Raw genomic sequence first — 21,898 nt, forward strand, 5'->3', positions numbered from 1 at the left:
CAGCGTAGCGTCCTAGCATCTAGGCTTTTCGCCTGTATAGCATCTAGCAGCGTAGCGTCCTAGCATCTAGGCTTTTCGCCTGTATAGCGTCTAGCAGCGTAGCGTCCTAGCATCTAGGCTTTTCGCCTGTATAGCATCTAGCAGCGTAGCGTCCTAGCATCTAGGCTTTTCCCTTTTATAGCGTCCTTTGACATGAGATCAGTCTAGTGGTTATTTATTCCACGGATTATGGGGATCAAATGTAGGCTGCGGCTTTTTGTTATTACTGCGCTGTGTCACTGCATCACTGTCATTTGAGCGACTCGACGAAGAATATGAATTTGAAGAAGATGACGAAGAAGCATATGAACGACTTTGATTATGTTTCATCTGGTCATAATCAGCGGTGGCTTTGGCTTTCATCTCGGCGACTAACTCAACCGTTAACGGCTGAGGTTTACGCGGTTTTATACCGTCAGCAAAACCGCGTTCACGGGGTTTTAACTCAAACTGGGCTGAGTTGCCTTTTGGCATACGCTTGAAACGGTATAGATAAAAGTTTTCAACACGCTCCCTCGCCCACTCAGTCTTCTTAAGAAACGAAACACACGCGGCCGTGTTCGGATTGGTATTAAAACATTCTAAATGCATCGCGGCGTATAAAATTTTCCAATCATAAAATGCCACTAATTCAGAGATCATCGTTTCTGATTTTAAACCGTGGAGTGGATTATTTTGCTGTAGTTCTATCATGCTATCTCATGACCTCAAAAAGCTATCTCTATAAATATGTCTAGTTTACCGTTAAAATGCGCCATCGTCTTTATGCATCTTGCACATGCCCTAACGCTGAGTTAAATAAAACCCATTATTTTTCACGCGGCAGTTAACAATCGCCTTCTGATTTATTACTACCAGACTGATATGACTGCTACTACTATTGCTACCAGACTGATATGACAACAAGGCTGAAAGATATCGAGGAAAAATACGTTATGGTTCGTTAACACAAGGTAAAGTAATCTGCCTATTGGATCAAATAACGTTTTAAACCAAATAGCGATTAATCAAACCATAGCCGGTTGCGAACGTCAGTTATTGTAACGGCGTTGAATGTTGTCAGCCAAATAAACTCTGACTGACAACCATGTTAGCTTATACTAGCGATGTTGACGCTCATTAGATTAACGATTTACATCAACAACCACACGACCGCGAACCTTACCTGCCAATAAGTCACTTGCCACATCAATCGCTTCAGTCAAGCTGATTTCGTGAACAATGTCATCGAAAACGGCAGGGTCAATGATCTCGCCCAGACGTTGCCATGCCTCAATACGATCGGCTAAAGGTCGCATTACACTGTCGACACCCGCTAACGTCACGCAACGTAAAATAAAAGGGGCTACGCTAGCAGGAAAATCCATACCCTGTGCCAAACCACATGCTGCAACCGTCCCGCCATATTTCATACTGGCACACACATTGGCTAATGTATGACTGCCAACAGAATCAACCGCACCTGCCCAACGCTCTTTGGCCAATGGACGACCCGCTTCAGATAAGGTCGCGCGATCAATAATGTCTTTAGCCCCTAGCTTTTTCAAGTAGTCGCTTTCATCAACACGGCCAGTAGAAGCCACTACGTGATATCCGAGCTTAGCTAAAATAGCGATAGCAAAACTGCCAACACCGCCATTAGCGCCTGTTACTAGCACTTCACCTTTATCTGGGGTTAGGCCATTTTTCTCAAGTGCCATTACACATAACATCGCAGTATAGCCTGCGGTGCCAATCGCCATAGCTTGTTGCGGTGAAAACGCACTTGGCAATGGAATAAGCCATTCACTTTTTAAACGCGCTTTAGTTGCCAAGCCCCCGCAATGATTTTCACCTACGCCAAAACCATTCAATAATACCGTATCGCCAGTGGCAAACTTAGCGCTATCGCTGTGTTCTACTATGCCCACTAAATCTATGCCGGGCACCATAGGAAAGGTTCTCACCACGGGCGCTTTACCGGTAATGGCGAGGGCGTCTTTGTAATTAAGCGTGCTATAAAGCACTTTTACCGTAACATCACCTTCAGATAGCACACTTTCATCAATACTTTTCACTGTGGTGCGGTAACCTTGATCATCTTTCTCAATTAACATGCCATTAAACATCATGTGCTCCTAATTTAGACTGGTCGTCTATTAATAATTAAAAATTTTATTAACCTCAACTCGACTTAAGAGAAGGGGTCAGTAAGCTAAGGTTATTTAGGTAATGCGGCCATGAAAAGGTCGCAGTAATTATCTAGCGGTGTGGCCTGCTGCACCAACTTTGCTCGACTTACTGCGCCCTCCCAACCTACCCAAAAGTTTTCGGCTAAAAGCTGGCAATTTGCACTTTCTGCAAGCTCGCCATGTAGTTGTGCATCCTTAAGACAACGGGCTAGACAGTCTTGCCAGCTAACGAATATCTCAATAATTTGCGGTCTAAAACTGTCGGGTAATACACCCACTTCTTGACCTAAGTTCCCCACCAAACAACCACGCTTAAATTCATAACGGATCATTCCTGCTTTAGCATCTGCTACAAAATGACGGATCCGTGTTAGGGGTAAATAAGATTCATCTAAAAGGTGAATTTCAAGTTTACGTAAAAAATAGTCGGCATAATTTTGCAATACCACCTGTCCAAAAGCCTCTTTACTGGCAAAGTAATGATAGAAAGAGCCTTTTGGTACGCCCACCTTTTTCAAAATAGGTTCAATACCCGATGAAGCAAAACCTTGCTCTGTTAGTTGCTCAAGGCCACTTCGGATAAGCTCTGCCCGCGTATCAGGATTATCACGCGATATTTTAGGTGGCCGGCCACGACGCGGTTTCTCGGTTGCACTTGTGTGTGGACTCGACATTGAATCTAAGCTTAAATTATTCATAACACCTATATTAGACCGAACGTCTATTTAAATACAGTAGTAATATGAAAAATCGCAACATGACGCTTATTTAGTCACACAAATTTGCACTATTACGGGATTAACATGCACCATTAACTAACGCGCGACCTCACTGAGTCAGCGACTATCTACTGAAACCGCAATCCTGATTCTATAAGGTTAATGCTATGCACAAGCGATTTAAAACCATTGACGTTATAAAGGCTTTGAGGGGGCGAGACATGGTCGATAGATCAAATCAACCTGAAAGGTGTAAATCCAATAAATTTGAATTCAAACTATCTTAATTAGATTGCTTGAGCTCGAATCATTCGTTCTATAATCATCTATACCCGTTTTACTTATGCATTATCATCGCCTAGTAATATCGTGTCACGTTAGTCCGAAAGAGGTTGTTCGATAGACAAGCTAGATCAACGACTTTAAACGTAACAACATTTAAACCTAAAATTTACTCACTAAAGAATTAAAACACAATTAATATCAATACAATAACTTATAAATATAATTTAATTTTATTCAGAAAAAACACACACCTATAATCAAACAATCCTTAAGCAGTTGCATCGAGTAATGAGCCGTGATCACCAGCCGTACAGTAAATGTTTCCAATAAATAAATAAGCTGGAGCGACGCCAAAAGTACGCTTCCATTATCTTTCTGTCTGAGATTAGATTGGAAATTTTACCCCAAATGATGTTAATATGATTAGACCACTAACTAATTTGGTGGTTTTTTATTGCTGAATATAAATTATTTAGCAATAAACCGATTAACCAGAACCCAGGAGCTCAATATGTCAACGGACACGTCAAGCGAAGAAAATCTCATTACAACCATTTGGAACACCACAACATTAAAGCTGAAAGAAGCTTCGCAGTTATTGTGTTTATGCGCCATTTTAAGCACCTATCTCTTTGTCATGTTGAAACCTAATGGGATTCAACATGATAAAGCGTTAGGAGGCAAATAATATATGCATTACCTAACCTATGTCTCATTAGCAATCTATTTTCTCGTAATGCTAAGCATTGGATTGTTTGCATATAAAAAATCAACCAGCGATGTATCGGGTTATATTTTGGGTGGCCGTAAAGTCAGCCCACAAGTTACCGCACTGTCAGCAGGTGCATCCGATATGAGTGGCTGGATGCTAATGGGCTTGCCAGGTGCCATGTTCTTAGTCGGCTTCGAAACCATCTACATTGCGATAGGCCTATTAGCGGGGGCATTGATTAATTATTTGATCGTGGCACCTAAATTACGGGTTTATACCGAAGTTGCGGGTGACTCCCTAACGATCCCTGAATTTTTTGCTAAACGCTTCCACGCACCAAACAGTCATGTGCGGATTATCGCGGCGATTATCATTGTTATCTTCTTTACCTTATATACCTCGGCAGGACTCGTCGCTGGGGGAAAATTATTTGTCTCTGCATTTGATTTAAATTATGAACTCGGACTGGTGATTACCCTAGGTGTGGTTGTATCTTATACCTTACTCGGTGGTTTTTTAGCCGTCAGCATGACTGACTTTGTTCAAGGCTGTATCATGTTTGTTGCCTTGATTCTGGTACCCGTTGTGGCATATCAAGAGTTTAGCAGTGCTGATAAAATGATGGGCTTTGCTTATGAGTCGATCCCGCATTTTTCTGATGCGATGCAAAATGTCACAATGCTCGGGTTAATTTCCAGTCTGTCTTGGGGCCTAGGTTATTTTGGTCAGCCACACATTATCGTGCGCTTTATGGCTATCCGTTCAGTGTCTGATATCAAAGCAGCACGACGAATTGGCATGAGTTGGATGACAGTCACCATTATTGGTGCGCTGGCAACAGGTCTAGTGGGTATTGCCTACGCCAATAAATTCGACATGAAAATAGGCGATCCTGAAACCATCTTTATTGTCTTTTCTGAATTATTGTTTCACCCACTAATCAGTGGCTTCCTTTTAGCAGCCATTTTAGCTGCCATTATGAGCACGATTTCTTCACAGTTATTAGTGTCGTCAAGTTCTCTGACCGAAGACATTTATCGAGTTATTTCGAAAAAAGAGTCAACTGAGAAAGAAATGGTCAAAATGGGACGTTATGGTGTAGCAGGTGTCGGTATTGTCGCCAGCTTACTGGCGCTCGATCGCTCAAACAGTATCTTATCGATAGTCAGCAATGCATGGGCTGGATTTGGTGCGGCCTTTGGTCCACTGGTACTGTGTTGCCTATATAAAAAGAACCTGACCCATAAAGCGGCTGTCGCGGGTATTTTATCAGGTGCTATCACCGTCCTATTTTGGATATATGCTCCTGTACTTGCAGATGGAAAAGCGTTATCCAGCGTGATGTACGAAATGATCCCCGGCTTTATTGTCAGCAGTGTAGTGATTTTTATTACCAGTGCACTGGATGCCGACCCTTGCCATAAAACCGTTAAGACTTTTCATAAAGCCAATCGTGTTTTAGCTGAGGAACTGTAAAGATGGAAGATATTCATACTATGTCAACTACCCATTGGAAACGGATTGTCGTTAAAGTGGGAAGCGCGTTAATTGCACCTAACCAACAAGGCTGTAGCAGTCGTTATTTATTAGGTATAGCCCAGTTTATCGCCACCTGTCGTGCTCAAGGATGCCAAGTTGTGTTGGTGTCTTCAGGCTCCGTTGCTGCGGGAAGACATCTATTCTCTGACCTTGCAGAACCAACGGTGTCGCTCAAAAAAGCGATGGCAGCAGCAGGCCAGGCCGATATGATGGCAACTTGGGATAAGTTGTTCGATTTCCCTTCGGCGCAGCTATTACTCACCCACGGTGATTTACGCGATCGTGATCGTTATATCAGCATTAAAAATACCATTGCCACCCTGTTAGAGCATGGGCTACTACCCATTATCAACGAAAATGATGCTGCTACCACAGCTAAGTTACGCGTTGGAGACAATGACAATTTATCCGCCATGGTCGCAGCCGCAGCGGATGCCGACGCGTTAATTATCTGCTCAGACGTAAAAGGGCTTTATACTAAAAACCCTAATTTACATGATGATGCCACACTAATTAAGCAAGTCAGTGAAATCAATGCCGACATCTACGCGATGGCAGGCGGTGCCACCAGTAGTGTGGGTACTGGCGGTATGTTTACCAAAATTGAGGCTGCAGAGAAAGCCATTTCACACGGCATTGAAACTATGATTGTGGATGGCTTTGATGCAGACACATTTAATCAGCTTCTTAAAGGTCAAAACCCGGGCACTTTATTTGAGCCATATGATGTACCAATGAAAGATCTATTACATTGGATGACGCATACATCACAAATTTTAGGTGAATTAATCGTCGAAAATGACTTTAGCGCCGACCTTCAAAAACATGATACCCAACTGACCAGTGACGATGTAGTGGCCGTAAGAGGCAACTTTTCCGTCGGCGATACCGTTTTAGTGCGCAAAGGCGATGGCACTAAATTGGCAAAAGCCAAATCAAACTATAGTAGTTGTTTATTACATTTTATTGCAGATAAAGAAGATCGTGAGTTTGCCAACAATGCCCAGCAAAAGACAGGCCCACTGATCTCTGACAAAAACATCGCCATATTGGAGCAAATATGAGTTTAATTAAAGACTTATCACAAGCCGCAGCTAATGCTGCACAAACTCTAGCCCTATTAGATGAGCAAGTTAAAAATACCATTTTACTTGATATGGCCCGAGCACTTAGAGCTCATAGCGACGATATCATCAAAGCTAATTTATTGGATCTTGACCATGCCGAAAAAGCTGAATTAGGCGCGGCAATGATAGACAGACTGACTCTGACATCAGAGCGCATTGAATCAATGGCTGCAGGCATCGAAACGGTGGCGTCGTTACCCGATCCGGTTGGCAGAGTACGTGAAATATGTCAGCGACCAAATGGGCTTAATATTCAAAAAATGCGCGTACCTTTAGGGGTCGTTTGCATGATTTATGAAGCACGCCCAAATGTCACCGCTGATGCAGGCGCGTTATGTTTTAAATCGGGTAATGCCGTGATACTGCGTGGCGGTAAAGAAGCATTACATTCAAGTAAAATCATTGCTTCGATTTTACAGAATGTCTTGCAAGCAAATCAGTTACCACCGGCGCTTATTACCGTGATACCCGATCCGGATCGTGCCTTAATGCTGGAACTAATGCAGCAGCGTGACTTTATTGATGTCATTATTCCACGTGGTGGAGAAGGCTTAATCAACTTTGTTACTGATAACAGCAAAATCCCTGTTATTCAGCACTTTAAAGGTGTTTGTCATCTGTATGTTGATAAAGATGCCGATCTCGATATTGCGATGTCTTTATTGCTTAACGGCAAAACTCAACGCACGGGTGTATGTAATGCCCTAGAGGGATTATTGGTACATCAAGACGTAGCCGCAGCCTTTTTACCGAAAGTGGCAGCCGAGCTTGCCGCACATAAGGTGCGAATTAATGTCAGTAAAAATGCCCAACAATATTTTGAGCATGCCAACGTCATTAGTGATGATGATTTTGGCCAAGAATATTTAGATTTAGAAATTGCGATTAGACAAGTGACTGATTTTGATCATGCTATCAATCATATCCGCCGCTTTGGTAGCCATCATACTGAAGTGATTTGTACCCAAAATGACTCAACGGCTACGCGTTTTCAACGCACTGTGGATGCTTCGGTCGTCATGGTCAATGCGTCATCACGTTTTTCTGATGGGAGCGAACTCGGTCTAGGTGCTGAAATTGGTATTGCGACGAGTAAATTGCATGCCTACGGCCCAATGGGTCTTGAGTCACTCACCACTGAGAAATACTTAGTCAGCGGTGAAGGTCAAGTCCGCGCATAATCAAATAGGTATTACAGACAAAAGGCCAAGCGAAAGCATGGCCTTTTCTTTTTAGAGACACTTTCGGAGTTTATTATCTCTCAACATCAACCATTAGATCCCAATACTTGTATCGCCTTTATCGGTGGCGGCAACATGGCAAAAGCCATTATCAGCGGCCTACTGAAACAAGGTCATAACAGTGCCAATATTTTAGTGTGCGCCCCAAGCAAAACCACCCGACACAACTTAATCGATAAATTCAATGTTAGGGTGCATCAAGATAATACTGCCGCAGTAGCATTTGCCGATGTCATCATTGTTGCCGTTAAGCCTTTTGTGGTACCTGTGGTGTGTGAACAATTGAGTGAGGTTATGCAACACGATAACCGTAAATTAGTCATCTCGATTGCGGTGGGAATAAAACATGCCACGATCTGCCAAAAACTAAATCATTCACCCAAAGTCATTTGTGCCATGCCAAACTTGCCGGCCGCCATTGGTGAAGGATTAACAGGTTTATTCGCAGGTCCTAACACCCACGATAATGACATTGCACTCGCAGAAAGTCTGATGCGTGCCGTTGGTGAAACCGTATGGCTACAAGATGAAAGTCAAATGTCTACCATAGTGGCCGCAGCAGGCAGCTCTCCAGCGTATTTATTCTTATTTTTAGAAGCGATGGAAAAAGCCGCCATTGAACAAGGACTCCCAAAAGAAACTGCCATTAAAGCAGTGCTTCACAGTGCGATGGGAGCGATATCAATGGCGATTAATAGTCAGCATAATTTGACTAACCTTCGCCACCAAGTGACCTCTCCTAAAGGGACAACAGAACAAGCCATATTGGCATTTCAAGATGGTGAGCTTGATGAACTCGTTGCCAGCGCAATGGCATGCGCGGCAACAAGAGCTAAAGAACTGTCTATAGGCTAGTCTCAAAACCCGAAACTGACGTTAACAACACCCTGCTAACAGAGCAATGGTCTGCATATAGCGCTTGACTCATTCATCCTCACAGGCTTAATACTGGCTCAGTAACTCTTGTTTAATCAGTTTCAGCAGAAAGGTTTCTCGTTCAATCGATAAGCCTTTTTTGCTACTGTTGGCGATAGTCTCAAGGTTGTGCTCAATCGCTTCATCAATATCAATCCATACTGGCATCATGCCGTTATTAATTTCGTGAGCTTCAAATTGGGTCTCAGCCAGTTGATTGTCGATATCACAAGTGAAGCAATAAGACAGCATATTAACCGACGTATGGCCATCTCGCAGCCAAGGACGATATTCTTCATACAAACCAAACGCATTAATATTGCGAATGTCTTGGGCGCCCGTCTCTTCTTGTAACTCGCGAATAAGCCCTTGCTCTATATCCTCACCCGCATCAACCCCACCACCAGGCAATGAATAGTCATGATAACGTTGTGTATATAACATCAGTATCTGGTTATCACGCACCACAATGGCACGAGTAGCAAGCCGCGTCAGCATCGTTTGTTGATTCGCCGTAATAAAGTCTTCAGGAGTGTCGATATGATAACGAGTGGTTAAATGGCGCATTATATTGGGCTCATCACAATAAAAAACGCATGATACGTTGCCAAACCACATGCTTCAAGTTTACCGTATCGGTTAAATCAATATGAATTTGTGGGCATAAATAAGTCTCTACAATGGCGAGCTGGGTTGAAGTAGAAACCATGAGTTTTGCCGCTGAGTGATATCGCGCTATCGGTGACGCTAAATATCAGCAATGGGATGACAACATTTGGCAATACTCATGGATGTCCATTGTTGGCCATATTGTTGACCATCAATATGGTTTTGGTTTAGGCTCTTAACCCAAAAAAAACAACAGATAGATGACCCCAAAAGTCCTATCAGTATGACTGACTAACATACTATGGGTGCTGGTTTTGACATTCAGATGTTCATTCAAACAAAACCATGAAACGATCATCACTCTGTCATGCCATAATCATGTAATAATCGTTTATTTAGGCGGTTATTTTCAATATTTTATCTATTATTAATGATCAACGAGTAATGGCTTGAATGATATTGTTATCGAGTTTACAAAATTAGTGTTCGCTTAATTCTCCATGGAAGTTGCTTATGATTAGATTTTGGTACAAAAAATTCCCTCAATATCCGCCTGATCATTCCGATTACTGGCGCATTCGCTTAATCGAGCATTCGTTACTCATTACCACGAGTTACTTTCTCATTCTTACCCTGATCAACCTGTTCTATTTTGAAGGTTATCAATATGCCTTACTCGATGGTTTCGGTTTATTAACCTCATTGGGTATTTACTACCGCTTTCGCAAAACGGGACATGTTAAAATAACATCATGGGCTGTCACCATCATGGTAGCCAGTTTAATCATGCTGTTTGTGATCTCGACTAAGGGTCACTCCCACTCATTATTTTGGGCAACGCTCATTCCACCTTTTTCGTTTTTTCTTATTGGTCGAAAATGGGGAACGTTTATTTCATGCGTCACATTTAGCGTATGTGCCTTATTAGTTTACCTGCAAACTCAAAACCCTCAGCCAGTGACCTTTGGAACAGGATCTTTATTTAACGTTATTGAGGTGTGTATTGCGCAAATTTTATTATTGCGATATTACGAAAAAACCCGTTTTTCAGCCTATAAAAAGCTCGCGCTACGCAATATAGAAATCCAAAAAATGGCTGAAACAGATAAACTCACCGGACTTTATAACCGTGAAAAGCTCGATGTAGTACTCGATAAACTGCTTACCATCCCTGCCGCAAATACCGACACAGTACATCCACCGCGGAGAGCAGAGGGTAAAGCACCGTTGTCACCTGTAGCACACTCATCCGTTATCGATAACGTCACAGATAGCAATACCATTCCCCCATTACTCAAGCCGTCATCGTCTCTTCAATACCCTATCTCGGTTGCCATTATCGATATAGATCATTTTAAGCGAATTAATGACAATCACGGTCATCTTGTGGGTGACCACGTATTGTATGAACTCGCACAATTGCTACAAAGCCAAATGCGTAATGACGACCTATTAGCCCGTTGGGGTGGTGAAGAGTTTGTGGTGGTATTACCTAACACAACATCGGCCGATGCCATCGAATTAACCGAAAGGTTACGCCGCTATATTGCTACACAGAACATTCAAGGTATGGCGCTTACTATCAGTGTAGGTGTAGCCCAATATACTATTAAAGACAGTGCCTACAGCCTGTTGGGTCGTGCAGACAAAGCCTTATATCTGGCAAAAGCACAAGGACGAAACCGCGTTGCAGTCGCCTAAAAAAAGCCACAGTAGAATCTAATATCATACTGTGGCATACCATCTGTTAGGCTTTATCGCCAAGCCTACTCAAGGCGTTCGTTGTCAGGTGTCAAGCGAGCATAATGCTTACCATTGATGCGCTCAATAATTTGGGTTGCGGTTAAGTCATGCACCACATTAATCACCGTTGAAGCCGCATCTGTAATAGCCCCAATCACCACTAAAATAGGAATAACCTCCATGGGTAATCCTAAGGTCGTGACAATAAATATTTCACCTAAAAATGCTCCGCCTGGCACCCCACCAATAACAAACGCCGATAATACTGAAATTAAAATCGTCAGCATAAACACATCGGTAGTAAAATCGAGTCCTAATAAAGAATAAATAAACACGATTTTTAATGCCGTAATCGCAGCTGCGCCGCCCTTATTAAGATTGACTAATAATGGCAAGCTAATCTCTGCAATTTGCTCGTTCAAGCCCATTTTAGCGGCACTGCGAATGGTCACGGGTAAGGTTGCTAACGATGAACTGGTACCTAATGCGGTCACGGCAGGTTCAAGCATATGTTGCCAGAATCGTCTCACGCCTTGCACACCACCTCCAATCCACGCATATAACGTCGACCCTAGAGTAAGGTAAATCGCCATTGCCACAAAAAATAGTCCGACAGCTCGAGCAAATGTGCCCATCAGTTCAGTGTCTTGACTGGCCATCGTCGCGGCAAAATATGCCCCAAGACCAATAGGCGCGGCATGCATTAATATCGAAATGACTTTCATAATCACGGTATTGACACTGTCTAGCATGCGCCCGACTCTCACGCCATCTTCACCAGACTGGCCAATCGCAACACCGCCAATAACCGACATAATAATCAGCGCTAAAATATTTGATTTAGATAACAGCCCGACAAAATCATTGGTGGTTAATAAGCTGACAAAATCCATACTACCTGATGCTGCATCGACAGTATTAGCCAGATCAAGTGTCACCCCTTGTGCAGGATCGTAAGCTAACGCCAGCAACACCACACCGACAGAGGGGATGATCGCCATCACAATCGACACCGCCATAATCGATACCAGTATGGCGCCTAATTTCTTTAAATCGGTCATGTGGGCAATTGACGACATTACACTCACCGCGACCAGAGGCACAATAATCATAAACAAAAGATTGAGGAAAATTTGCCCAATCGGTTTGAGCTTTATGGCCAGTTCAGGCAATAACCCACCAAACAATCCGCCCAGCAGTAAGGCACTCAGTAAAATAATGGACGAACGATAAGCACGTAGGCTTTTGAACATAATGGATCCTAAGGACAATTAAACAAAACAACAAATGGTCAGCAGACTTGACCCAATGAACGCTTGAGGCATTAACAACCCACAGGGTAATGTCGAAAGTAAAGTAAACTTATCATGCAGTTAACCTGTATTATTGCCGACAAATGTAACATCTCTATATTAACGTTAATGCTAAAATATGGCACAAAACCAATACGATACCAACTACAACCGTATTTTAGCAATGGTTAATAATAAGTGTGCTACTCAGCACCTTATAAGCTTGTTAATTCAAGGCTTATCCATACACTTTTTTGTTGTACCTACTCAGGGTAATGTTGTTAGTGTGAATGGGGATTAACTATTTAACAGCGCTTGAATTGCAATCATTAACGCTTCAGGGCACGGACAAAAATCTGCTTTACCAACGGACTGCGATGATCATTAACACCACATCCAAACTCAGATATAGCTCGTAAGAATGCAAGATGCCAGTCAAGCACCACACTGTGGTGTATCAATAGGTGCGATGTTGAGTCAACGCGATATGAATAAGGTAGCTATTAAATCAGTGCTTTATGCAATAAGAGCTCTATGAAATAAGTGCTCTATAAAATCAATGCGTTATGCAATAAGATCTTTGTTAAGTCAGAGTAGATCATCGATGTGATGTGCAACACCACTGTTGTCAGCGGTTTTTAGGCAGTATATCAATGAGGAATAAAATAGCCGTCGTCATATACAGCAATTCAGGGAGCTTGCTCACTGGCAAGCTCCCCAAACCTAAACTACATGTCGATATAGAGTGGCCAGCCAAGTAGACCAATTAAGCCTTCCTTGTATTCCAAGCGCTCCAATCGTTCAGGAGAAGCATTTTTCAACGCTAATGCCTGATAACTTCGGGAAAAATGCAGCGTACGCAGCAGTGCCGGATTAAAATTCTTACCTAAATCTAGACGGATAGCATCAGCAAGTTCATTAGGTAATTCGGCAAGCGCCGTTTTGGTTTGATGCTCGATAAAGTCGAGATTAAACCATTCAGGTTCGAGCTCAATACGAGCCACTCGTCGTTTAAGATCTTGGCGCACTTTTTTACCGTCGCAAAATATCCGATACAACACCGCTTCTGCTAGGGTACTTTCTAGGTTGAGGTGATCCATGGGATCGAAGGTGCCGGCAATGTAAAACTGCGCCAACAAGGCATTAATAGATTGCTGACGATTATGCTCAATTAATGCCTCTTGGTAACAAACCCAACCTTGCCATTCATCACAATCGGGAGGGCTCGATACTTGATCAAGCAAAATTTTATCCACGTTGCCATAAATCGATTTACCATGAAGCCGGTATTGGCTGACTTTAGTCAGCATGCCCCAACCCTTCTGGAATGACTTAACCACGCCGTCATCATTGAGCAGCAACGCTATAGCATTAGCCTGATTTTGGTCCGATAACGCCATCAAGCCAATGCTGACAATACCAATCACATCCTGCGCTGCTTCTTCAAGCAAATGCATTTTATACTTGTTATAGAACTTATCAGCGAACTTAAGGCTCATCAAAATGGCTTTGGCTTTGATCTGTCCCAGCTGCTCATTACTGAGCAAGCCCTCGGTTAGGCCATAAGCCAACACCCGACTCAGATAGGGACCCTGATTTTCGTCACGTATTACCAATTGCATTTGCAGAACCCTTAATCAAGAAAGCTAAACATGTCATCAACTTCAGCATACTCGTCGGTGACTTGGTTCTTTTCTTTCGCCTGGATCACTAATTCGCTAGCAAACTGACTGATAATTAACTGCCAGTCAGAGCCGGTGTTGCGCAGCATATTCTTAATCGACTTCTCAACATTAGGCGCCCTTTCGCGGATCAACGCCAATAGACTACGAGGATCATCAATGCTGAGACTGTGAGCCTCTTCATCGGCTTGCCAATCAGAGTAACCCACCGTTTCTTCATCCGCTTCATCATCATAAGTGTCGTTGCTCTCATCGTCATCGCCACTGGTTCCGCCTAAGATAAGCTCGATAAAAGGAATAGAGAGATAAAACAGTGCAGCGGGATCTTCCGCTAAACACTCTAATATGGCAGTTTGTTTCTCTTCGCTGTCCTGAATTCGGATAAGATAAGTCATAAAATCAAAAGTATGATGCATTAACTCTTCGGCATTACTTTTGATTTTCTCTTCCCAGTAAAGCGGCTGCTGGCAGACGATGTCACGGATCTGTTCTGGGGTCATTAACTCAGACATAATCGATGGACACGAAATATCATGCTGACTGTTTATTTGTGTCAAGGTGACAATATCCATTTGCTCAATCACTTCGACCAACTGATCATCAGACATTGACGTCGCGATCAACTCAAATCTCTTGCTTGCCTGTTTCGGCTCAACATTCGCCAGTTCTTGTATTTCCGCGGCTGTTATTTCAATGAGACTGTTCATTCGATTTCCTCATCATATTGGTCATAATAACCTTCTTCATCGCTATCATAATCAGTGTCGTAATCGTCGTTATCATCACGCTCGTGCTCATGGACACCATCATGCTCATTGGAATCATCATCCGCAGCCGTTTGCTTCGGCTCAGATTGTCCCTGAGTCTCTAACAAATACACCACGGCACAACTTTCAATTAACAGATCTTCGCTGTATTTACGTACCGCGAGCGCCAGAGGCAGATCGGCGTTGTTAAACGCGATCGTGGTTTTAAATTCATCCCAACTAGGATGAATATTCAAGCTAATCCAGTGTGCCCATTGGCGCTTTGATTCAGCAGAGAACTTGACCCTGTCATAAAGCGCAACGGGTAAATACTCAGGGACTGAATCTAGCATCCCAGGATCGGCCAACAATATCTCTCTGATTTGGCTAGTAAATCGTGCCAGCGCATTTGGCGTATCAGGGTCGTTGTAAGATTCTATATTGTCATTGGCATTATTTTTTAGCTCATTAATGCGTGAGATATTAAGATGTTTAGCCATGGGATACTCAGGAATAATATTCGTCCCACAACTCCCGCATTGCGGCAGTGGGATCAGTGACAATCACGTTGTTAAAATCATTGATAAAAGCATTTCTCAGCTTTTTATCTGATAGCACTTCGTAAGCTTTTTTGACTCGTTGGAGCTGAATTGATGCTTGCTGTTTTTCATCGTCAGACGCCCCAAGTAATTTGTCAGGATGATACTTGTTCGATAAACGTTTATAGGCTTTTTTTATGTCATCTTCTTTGGCATTGGGTCTGACTCCCAGCACACTAAAGTGGTTAATCATAGTTATTCCTGCAGGCGATGGGGCAGTGATTGCGAGATAAAAAAGTCTGTAAATAAATAATTTTTTAGCCCGCTATTATATCAACATTCACAGGCTTGCAGCAAACATAAACCAAGGTTAAGTTTCAACTATTTGAGCGACCCACAATCACAAAAAGACTTACCATTACCTTGTGCTAACTCCAACCATGCTGATATCCCCCCCTAAGCTTGATGATGTTTGAGCTAAAAAACGTCATCCGCTCTACGTTTGCTAACGGGGCACAGCAATAAGCTGAAGTCGAGGGCCGCTATTTACACAAGTTAACGAATATCAATCAAACTTACAAACTCACGCATCGCAGGCGACACACTGTATTTACGGGTAATAAACACGGTATGCCCAGATTTAATACCTTGCAGTGGCCGATAATGCAGATTGAATACTTGCTGAGCAGATTTTGCAATGCCACTACTGACAATCGCATAACCAATACTATGCTTTACTGCGCTGACTAAATGAAACAGCGAATCGGTTTCTAACGCCACATTAAAACTCAGGCTGGTTTGTGCCATCGCATTATCAATATATCGCCTAAACTGCATATTTTGGCTTAACAACACCAGTGGCAAACGCTGTAAATCCTTAAGCGTTATCGCTTTGTTTGGCAAGCTCATATCCAGTTGAGACACTAATGTTTGGCTTGCCAGTATGGCCATGTCGTTATCAATCTGAGGGTAAAAATGAAACGTACGTCGATTCGCCTCAGTGACATTTTCATCAAACCCCAACCCAATATCGATTTGATGCAAGGTTAATTGCTCAATTAACCTTTCATTGGTCGTCACTAACAAGGTAACCGCGATATTAGGATGCAACTGATTAAATTGTTTAATGATCGGCATGATATCAACACTCGACTGCGGCACAATACCAATCCTAAGAGAGCCGATTAACGGCCCGCTAAAGACACTGAGTTCTTGCTTTAACGCCGCCTGATCTAACAGCATTTTTTCAGCATAATGCAATACAATCTGTCCCGCATCGGTTAATGCGACAAACTGACTACCACGCACCACCAGCTCGGTACCAAAACTTTTTTCCAAAGCGGTGATACTGGCCGACAGGGTGGGTTGGGTAATATGACAAGCCTTAGCCGCTTTGGCAAAATGCTTAAATTTCGCTAATTCGTAGAAATAATGTAACTGCCTAAGATTCATATTCGCTCAAAAATTACCTATCAATTACATCATATTAATAGATAAAAACTATCACCGTATAAATTTGTTTGATTGGCTTTGTATATTCGCCCCCTCTAAAATGTGATCCACGTCTTGTTTTGGGTCTGTACACATGAATGCTTCATACAAATGGTCACCGTCGATTGAACATCTGGTAGAGGAGGCCGCCGCGGCAATTAACGTCAATGGCATCAACTATGCTGTGATGATGGTCACCCCTGATGATATTGAAGACTTTGTCATTGGCTTTTTATTCTCAGAAGCCATTATTCAGCATAATCATGATGTTCACGACATCAAGATCACGCCTTCTGCCGAGGGATTTGTGGTCGATGTTATCATCGCCAATCGTTGCCTATTTACCTTAAACAGCAAAAAACGTCGGCTCGTTGGGGCGACTGGATGTGGGATCTGTGGTGTCGAAGCCATCGAACATGCCTTTCCAAACCTAGCCGTATTACCCCTGACTCGCCCGATCCACATACCTGACGTTGAAACCTTAAAACAGCGCATTGCCGATAGCCAAATAAAAGCCCAACAAAGTGGTGCTATACATGCCGCGCTAGGGTTAACACCACAGGGCGACATTATCGCCTGTCGTGAAGATATTGGGCGTCACAATGCGCTCGATAAACTTATTGGCCTGTTGATAAAGCAAACCACCTCAGACCAAAAATCATTATGTAAAACGCTATTAATCACCAGTCGCTGTAGCAGTGAGCTGATCCATAAAGCGGTTCTGTTTGGTGCAAACAACTTAATCAGTCTCGCCTCACCTAGCCAGTTGGCCGTCAAACTCGCCCTAAAATACAACCTTAATATTATTCATATACCCAGGTTTTCAGCGCCTATTTGTTATTCCAGTTACGATTCTTATTGTGATATTAATCGTCTGACGCTGAGCCCTATCGGAGAAATACATGTCTAGTCATAGCGAAAAACCGACAAAAGCCGGCGGACTTCCATCACTGCAAGCCACCTTCAGCCACGTTCTTCGTAGCCAGCGCACCAAGCAAAATCTCAAAAACTTGCTTCGCGTCAATCAGACCGATGGCTTTGATTGCCCAGGTTGCGCCTGGGGTGATAACAAACAAGGTGCGTTTCAATTTTGTGAAAACGGCGCAAAAGCCGTGGCATGGGAGTCGACAGGTAAAGGCGTCGGCCGTGAGTTTTTCGCTCAACATTCAGTGCTCCAACTGGCAAAACAAACCGACTATTGGCTAGAGTATCAAGGCCGTTTAACCGAACCGATGCGCTTTAACGCGATAACCGATCACTATGAACCAGTAACTTGGTCTGAGGCATTTTCGATTATCGCCACTAAGCTCAACAGTTTAAGCAGCGCCGATCAAGTTGAATTTTACACTTCTGGACGCGCCAGTAATGAAGCCTCTTATCTATACCAACTGTTTGGCCGACTTTATGGCACCAATAATTTTCCAGATTGTTCTAATATGTGCCATGAAGCCAGCGGGATTGCGCTCACAAAATCGATCGGGATTGGCAAAGGTACAGTGGTACTAGATGACTTTGATGCGGCAGAAGCAATTTTTGTGTTTGGCCAAAATCCTGGGACTAACCATCCAAGAATGATGAACACCCTACGCAAGGCAGCCAAACAAGGTTGTAAAATTGTCACCTTTAATAATCTCAAAGAAGTCGCCTTAGACAAATTTGCCAGCCCACAAAGCCCGATAGAATTGCTCACCCCAGCAGCCACTAAAATTAGCCATTTGTATTTAACGCCTACCCTAGGCGGCGACATGGCTGCGGCTAGAGGCATGGCTAAATTTATTATCGAGCAACGACCTGACAAAATTGATCATGACTTTGTCCAGCAGCACAGCGCGTTTTTTGATGACTATCAACGAAGTGTCAAGCAAACTAGCTGGGACAAAATTGAACAACAATCAGGGCTGACAAAAGCGGAGATAATTCAAGCCGCTACCGTATTCAGTGACAGCAAGACGGTGATCAGTTGCTGGGCCATGGGCTTAACTCAACATAAGCATTCAGTCGATATCATTGGTGAAGTCATCAACCTGCATTTACTTTGTGGGCAAATAGGCAAAAAAGGTGCGGGACTATGTCCGGTTCGTGGTCACAGTAATGTGCAAGGCAATCGCACCATGGGCATTAACGAAAAACCATCAGCCGATTTTATTGATCGCTTAGACAATTACCTTGCAACCACCTTACCTCGTCAAGCAGGCCATAACGTGGTTGAAGCACTTAAAGCCTTGCACACAAAACACAGTAAGGTGTTAATTTGCCTAGGCGGTAATCTGGCAGCCGCCGCGCCTGATAGCCACTTTACTCATCAAGCGATGAACAATGCAGAATTGAATGTACAGATCAGTACTAAGCTCAATCGCAGCCACTTACAAGTTAGCCACGACGGCTTAATTTTACCTTGTTTAGGTCGAACTGAATTAGACAAACAACAAAGCGGTATTCAAAAAATCACTGTTGAAGACACCTTTAGTATGGTGCATGCCTCAACAGGTATGACTGAGCCCGCCTCAGAACAATGTTTATCTGAAATTGATATTGTCGCCCAAATGGCCCATACCACCTTTAACCATACTCGCGTTATTCAACCCACGGCAACTGACCCTGCTGCACGTAAACTAGACTGGCTAGCACTGCGCGACGACTACGCACTTATCCGTAATCTTATCGAAAACACCATTGCCGGGTTTAGCAATTATAATCAAGGTGTCGAACAACCTGGCGGATTTTATCTCGATAATAGCGCGGCGCAGCGAGTGTGGAAAACTGACAACCAATTAGCCCACTTCAATGCAAGCATGCTGCCAGATTCAGTTATTGCAGATTGCTCAAGCAACGCACAAACAGGTCATTCATTAACGTCACAATCTGGCGTTCCACAAGCCATTTTGTTATTACAAAGTCTGCGGTCTCACGACCAATACAACACCACCATTTACGGAATGGACGACAGATACCGCGGTGTTAAAGGTAAACGTAATGTACTGTTTATGAACCAACAAGATGCGGAAAAACTCAACCTGGCTGAAGACCAACTGGTTGATATTCAATCCATCGCCAATGACAATATCGTTCGTAAAGTGTCAGGATTTAGTGTGATTTTTTATGATATTCCTCGCGGAAATATTGCTGCCTATTACCCCGAAACCAACCCACTAGTGTCGATCAACAGCGTAGGAATAGGCTCTGACACCCCGACCTCAAAATCGATCCCAGTGGTTATCACCCCATCAACCAAACAGGTCATCAATGTGGCTAAGGGGTAAGTAACCTGAACTCGGGTTAAGTATTAACAATGCTCAAACGATGTAGCCCTCGCGCAGTTAGCGCTGGGCAACTAAATCGGCCAAAACTTGTTTATACGCTTCAACTGGATGTGCGCCAGTTAATGCACTCGATTGATTAAAAATAACCGTAGGTACGCCCGAAATGCCGAGTTGTTGCCAATGGGCCTCTTTGGCACGAACCTGTTCTGCCACTGCAGCGTTATCAAGTAAACTCATAGCTTCTGCGGCATTAATCCCCACAGCAATGAGCTCTGCTGTGAGTATTTCACGGTTTGAAATATCTTTATGTTCGCTAAAAAAGGCGCTGAATAAACGCAGTTTAAGCTCAGTTTGCTTACCCACCTCTTTCGCGTATTCCAACAACACATGCGCGTCTAAAGTGTTAACCATTTTCATCTGTTCAAAATAGTCAAAAATAAAGCCATGTTCAGCCCCTTGTTGAGCAATATTTGCCCGTGCACGAACGCTACCTTCTGGTGTGGTAGCGTATTTTCTGGCTGAATGCTCACGCAGATTTTCACCTTCAGCAGGCATGTTTGGGTTAAGTTCAAATGGTTGCCACTCAATCTCAACTTGATCTTGCAGCCCAAGTTCATTTATCGCCGCTTCTAAGTGTTTATAACCGACGATGCACCAAGGGCACACTACATCTGAAATAATATCGAGCTTAATCTTTGCTGTCATTTGGCTGTCCTCATCTCTTCAAGTACGCTTTTTCGCTCTAACGTGATAAAAAAATACCAATACCATTTGCGATAACGCAGGCATTGGTATTAGGGAGTCATGCATTCATCTACATGAATAATAATTTTCGCTAAAAATGTCGCTCAACAATTACCAAGCAAACTTTTTGAATACCTCATCAACCGGTGTTTTTGCCACGTGGTTGGTGTAGTTACTGATCACTTTTTGTGACAAGCCTAAGATGATTTCTAGCACTTGTTGCTGGCCATAACCTGCGGCATAGAATGCTGCTAGTTCTGCTTCAGAAATATTACCGCGGTTACGTACGATACTTAATGTCGCATCTTGTAACGCTTGTAATTTAGCGTTTGGCATCGCCGCTTTATTACGTAGTGCTTCAGTTAACGCTGGGTCTACTTTCATTGAATGTGCAATACCTGTGTGTGCAGGCACACAGTAAGTACATTCGTTTTCAACGTTAATGGTTTGCCATACTACCGTTAGCTCTTCAGGGTTAAATGATGTGTCTAAAAAAGCCTGATGTAACTGTTGGTAAGCCTTAAGCGTGCTTGGTGATTCGGCTAACACGCCAAATAAATTAGGTATCATACCCGTTTGCTTTTTAGTGTCATCTAGCATTGCTTTGCTGTCTTCTGGTGCGGTGTCTACAGTGTGAATTGTAAATGCAGTCATAATATTCTCTCTTCTAACTAAATAAATTTAGGCGCGTTGCGTTTCGAATTGAGACCACTATAAATCAATTTGAGCAAGCGCTCAAGTTGATTTGGAACGATCGTTCATAATTCGTATTAATGTTTATTCATAGCGTTAAAATATTCATTTTTATCAGAAAGATATATTTTTAAAATGTCCGTTAATTAGGATGCTGGCCAATAACATCTATGCGGTTAATGTACGTGGCATTAACCGCATAGATAACCAGTACAAGATCAACTAACCAAGCGCATTGACTGGCTTTTTCTAGGGTGAAATCCAGACTAATATATTGATAAGTGATAGAAAAATTCGTTTCTTATACAATTTTTGATCATTAATTGTCCCAGAGTTGGAGACATCACAGTG

At 43.0% G+C, this 21,898-nt stretch carries 21 protein-coding genes; 8 read left to right on the plus strand and 13 right to left on the minus strand.

The window, feature by feature from the left end:
• Window positions 1–210 precede the first annotated feature (210 nt).
• From AAEY93_RS16915 to acuR, 3 genes are all read right to left on the minus strand, one after another.
• On the minus strand, window positions 211–732 hold the full coding sequence (locus AAEY93_RS16915; RefSeq protein WP_101032719.1) for a VF530 family protein: 522 nt from the start codon (window positions 730–732) through the stop codon (window positions 211–213).
• A gap of 431 nt (window positions 733–1,163) precedes the next feature.
• Window positions 1,164–2,147: an acrylyl-CoA reductase (NADPH) gene (gene acuI / locus AAEY93_RS16920; protein WP_351078552.1), complete on the minus strand. Its 984-nt coding sequence runs from the start codon at window positions 2,145–2,147 to the stop codon at window positions 1,164–1,166.
• A 92-nt stretch (window positions 2,148–2,239) separates the two neighbouring features.
• Window positions 2,240–2,908 (minus strand): acrylate utilization transcriptional regulator AcuR, encoded by a 669-nt coding sequence (acuR, locus tag AAEY93_RS16925; protein ID WP_101032721.1) that lies wholly within the window; start codon window positions 2,906–2,908, stop codon window positions 2,240–2,242.
• A gap of 817 nt (window positions 2,909–3,725) precedes the next feature.
• On the opposite strand from acuR, the gene AAEY93_RS16930 reads away from it, so the two are divergent.
• The 5 genes from AAEY93_RS16930 (at window position 3,726) to proC (ending at window position 8,688) form a co-directional block, all read left to right on the plus strand.
• Window positions 3,726–3,902 carry a hypothetical protein gene (locus AAEY93_RS16930; protein ID WP_198554751.1) on the plus strand — a complete coding sequence of 59 codons (177 nt, stop codon included), beginning with the start codon at window positions 3,726–3,728 and terminating at the stop codon, window positions 3,900–3,902.
• A gap of 3 nt (window positions 3,903–3,905) precedes the next feature.
• Window positions 3,906–5,402 carry a sodium/proline symporter PutP gene (putP, locus tag AAEY93_RS16935; RefSeq protein WP_101032722.1) on the plus strand — a complete coding sequence of 499 codons (1,497 nt, stop codon included), beginning with the start codon at window positions 3,906–3,908 and terminating at the stop codon, window positions 5,400–5,402.
• 20 nt (window positions 5,403–5,422) lie between these two features.
• A complete protein-coding gene (gene proB, locus AAEY93_RS16940) occupies window positions 5,423–6,529 on the plus strand; it encodes a glutamate 5-kinase (RefSeq protein ID WP_101034738.1) in 1,107 nt (368 codons plus the stop codon).
• On the plus strand, window positions 6,526–7,773 hold the full coding sequence (locus tag AAEY93_RS16945) for a glutamate-5-semialdehyde dehydrogenase (RefSeq protein WP_351078524.1): 1,248 nt from the start codon (window positions 6,526–6,528) through the stop codon (window positions 7,771–7,773). The genes proB and AAEY93_RS16945 overlap by 4 nt, the downstream gene beginning before the upstream one ends.
• 75 nt (window positions 7,774–7,848) lie before the next feature.
• Entirely contained in the window at window positions 7,849–8,688 is an 840-nt protein-coding gene (proC, locus tag AAEY93_RS16950; RefSeq protein ID WP_269801273.1) for a pyrroline-5-carboxylate reductase, read from the plus strand.
• A gap of 87 nt (window positions 8,689–8,775) precedes the next feature.
• Here proC and AAEY93_RS16955 read toward each other — a convergent pair whose 3' ends face one another.
• Window positions 8,776–9,315, minus strand: a complete 540-nt coding sequence (locus AAEY93_RS16955) for an NUDIX hydrolase (protein ID WP_101032725.1) — start codon at window positions 9,313–9,315, stop codon at window positions 8,776–8,778.
• Window positions 9,316–9,328: 13 nt separating this feature from the next.
• Entirely contained in the window at window positions 9,329–9,457 is a 129-nt protein-coding gene (locus tag AAEY93_RS16960) for a hypothetical protein (protein WP_351078528.1), read from the minus strand.
• 413 nt (window positions 9,458–9,870) lie between these two features.
• On the opposite strand from AAEY93_RS16960, the gene AAEY93_RS16965 reads away from it, so the two are divergent.
• Window positions 9,871–11,058 carry a GGDEF domain-containing protein gene (locus AAEY93_RS16965; protein ID WP_351078531.1) on the plus strand — a complete coding sequence of 396 codons (1,188 nt, stop codon included), beginning with the start codon at window positions 9,871–9,873 and terminating at the stop codon, window positions 11,056–11,058.
• Between the two features lie 65 nt (window positions 11,059–11,123).
• On the opposite strand, the gene AAEY93_RS16970 is transcribed toward AAEY93_RS16965, so the two are convergent.
• From AAEY93_RS16970 to AAEY93_RS16995, 6 genes are all read right to left on the minus strand, one after another.
• Window positions 11,124–12,353, minus strand: a complete 1,230-nt coding sequence (locus AAEY93_RS16970) for a dicarboxylate/amino acid:cation symporter (RefSeq protein WP_101032727.1) — start codon at window positions 12,351–12,353, stop codon at window positions 11,124–11,126.
• 767 nt (window positions 12,354–13,120) lie between these two features.
• Window positions 13,121–14,014 (minus strand): cold adaptation protein AtcC, encoded by an 894-nt coding sequence (gene atcC / locus AAEY93_RS16975; protein ID WP_101032728.1) that lies wholly within the window; start codon window positions 14,012–14,014, stop codon window positions 13,121–13,123.
• An 11-nt stretch (window positions 14,015–14,025) separates the two neighbouring features.
• The gene (gene atcB, locus AAEY93_RS16980) at window positions 14,026–14,781 is read right to left on the minus strand and encodes a cold adaptation protein AtcB (protein ID WP_101032729.1); all 756 of its coding nucleotides are present in this window, start codon (window positions 14,779–14,781) and stop codon (window positions 14,026–14,028) included.
• Window positions 14,778–15,320 (minus strand): cold adaptation protein AtcA, encoded by a 543-nt coding sequence (gene atcA / locus AAEY93_RS16985; protein WP_101032730.1) that lies wholly within the window; start codon window positions 15,318–15,320, stop codon window positions 14,778–14,780. Before atcA ends, atcB begins: the two co-directional genes overlap by 4 nt.
• Before the next feature lie 7 nt (window positions 15,321–15,327).
• A complete protein-coding gene (gene atcJ, locus AAEY93_RS16990) occupies window positions 15,328–15,612 on the minus strand; it encodes a cold adaptation protein ActJcold adaptation protein ActJ (protein ID WP_101032731.1) in 285 nt (94 codons plus the stop codon).
• A gap of 302 nt (window positions 15,613–15,914) precedes the next feature.
• Window positions 15,915–16,811, minus strand: coding sequence for a LysR family transcriptional regulator (locus AAEY93_RS16995; protein WP_101032732.1), 897 nt, complete (start codon window positions 16,809–16,811; stop codon window positions 15,915–15,917).
• 133 nt (window positions 16,812–16,944) lie between these two features.
• Here AAEY93_RS16995 and fdhD point away from each other — a divergent pair, with 133 nt between their 5' ends.
• The gene (fdhD, locus tag AAEY93_RS17000) at window positions 16,945–17,760 is read left to right on the plus strand and encodes a formate dehydrogenase accessory sulfurtransferase FdhD (RefSeq protein WP_101032733.1); all 816 of its coding nucleotides are present in this window, start codon (window positions 16,945–16,947) and stop codon (window positions 17,758–17,760) included.
• On the plus strand, window positions 17,753–20,110 hold the full coding sequence (locus AAEY93_RS17005; protein WP_351078537.1) for an FdhF/YdeP family oxidoreductase: 2,358 nt from the start codon (window positions 17,753–17,755) through the stop codon (window positions 20,108–20,110). Before fdhD ends, AAEY93_RS17005 begins: the two co-directional genes overlap by 8 nt.
• 57 nt (window positions 20,111–20,167) lie before the next feature.
• Here AAEY93_RS17005 and AAEY93_RS17010 read toward each other — a convergent pair whose 3' ends face one another.
• Window positions 20,168–20,815 carry a DsbA family oxidoreductase gene (locus tag AAEY93_RS17010; protein ID WP_101032735.1) on the minus strand — a complete coding sequence of 216 codons (648 nt, stop codon included), beginning with the start codon at window positions 20,813–20,815 and terminating at the stop codon, window positions 20,168–20,170.
• 150 nt (window positions 20,816–20,965) lie between these two features.
• Window positions 20,966–21,508, minus strand: a complete 543-nt coding sequence (locus tag AAEY93_RS17015; RefSeq protein ID WP_101032736.1) for a carboxymuconolactone decarboxylase family protein — start codon at window positions 21,506–21,508, stop codon at window positions 20,966–20,968.
• Window positions 21,509–21,898 lie beyond the last annotated feature (390 nt).

The sequence above is a fragment of the Shewanella sp. CAL98-MNA-CIBAN-0140 genome, from assembly GCF_040309905.1.
GTDB lineage: Bacteria > Pseudomonadota > Gammaproteobacteria > Enterobacterales > Shewanellaceae > Shewanella > Shewanella psychromarinicola.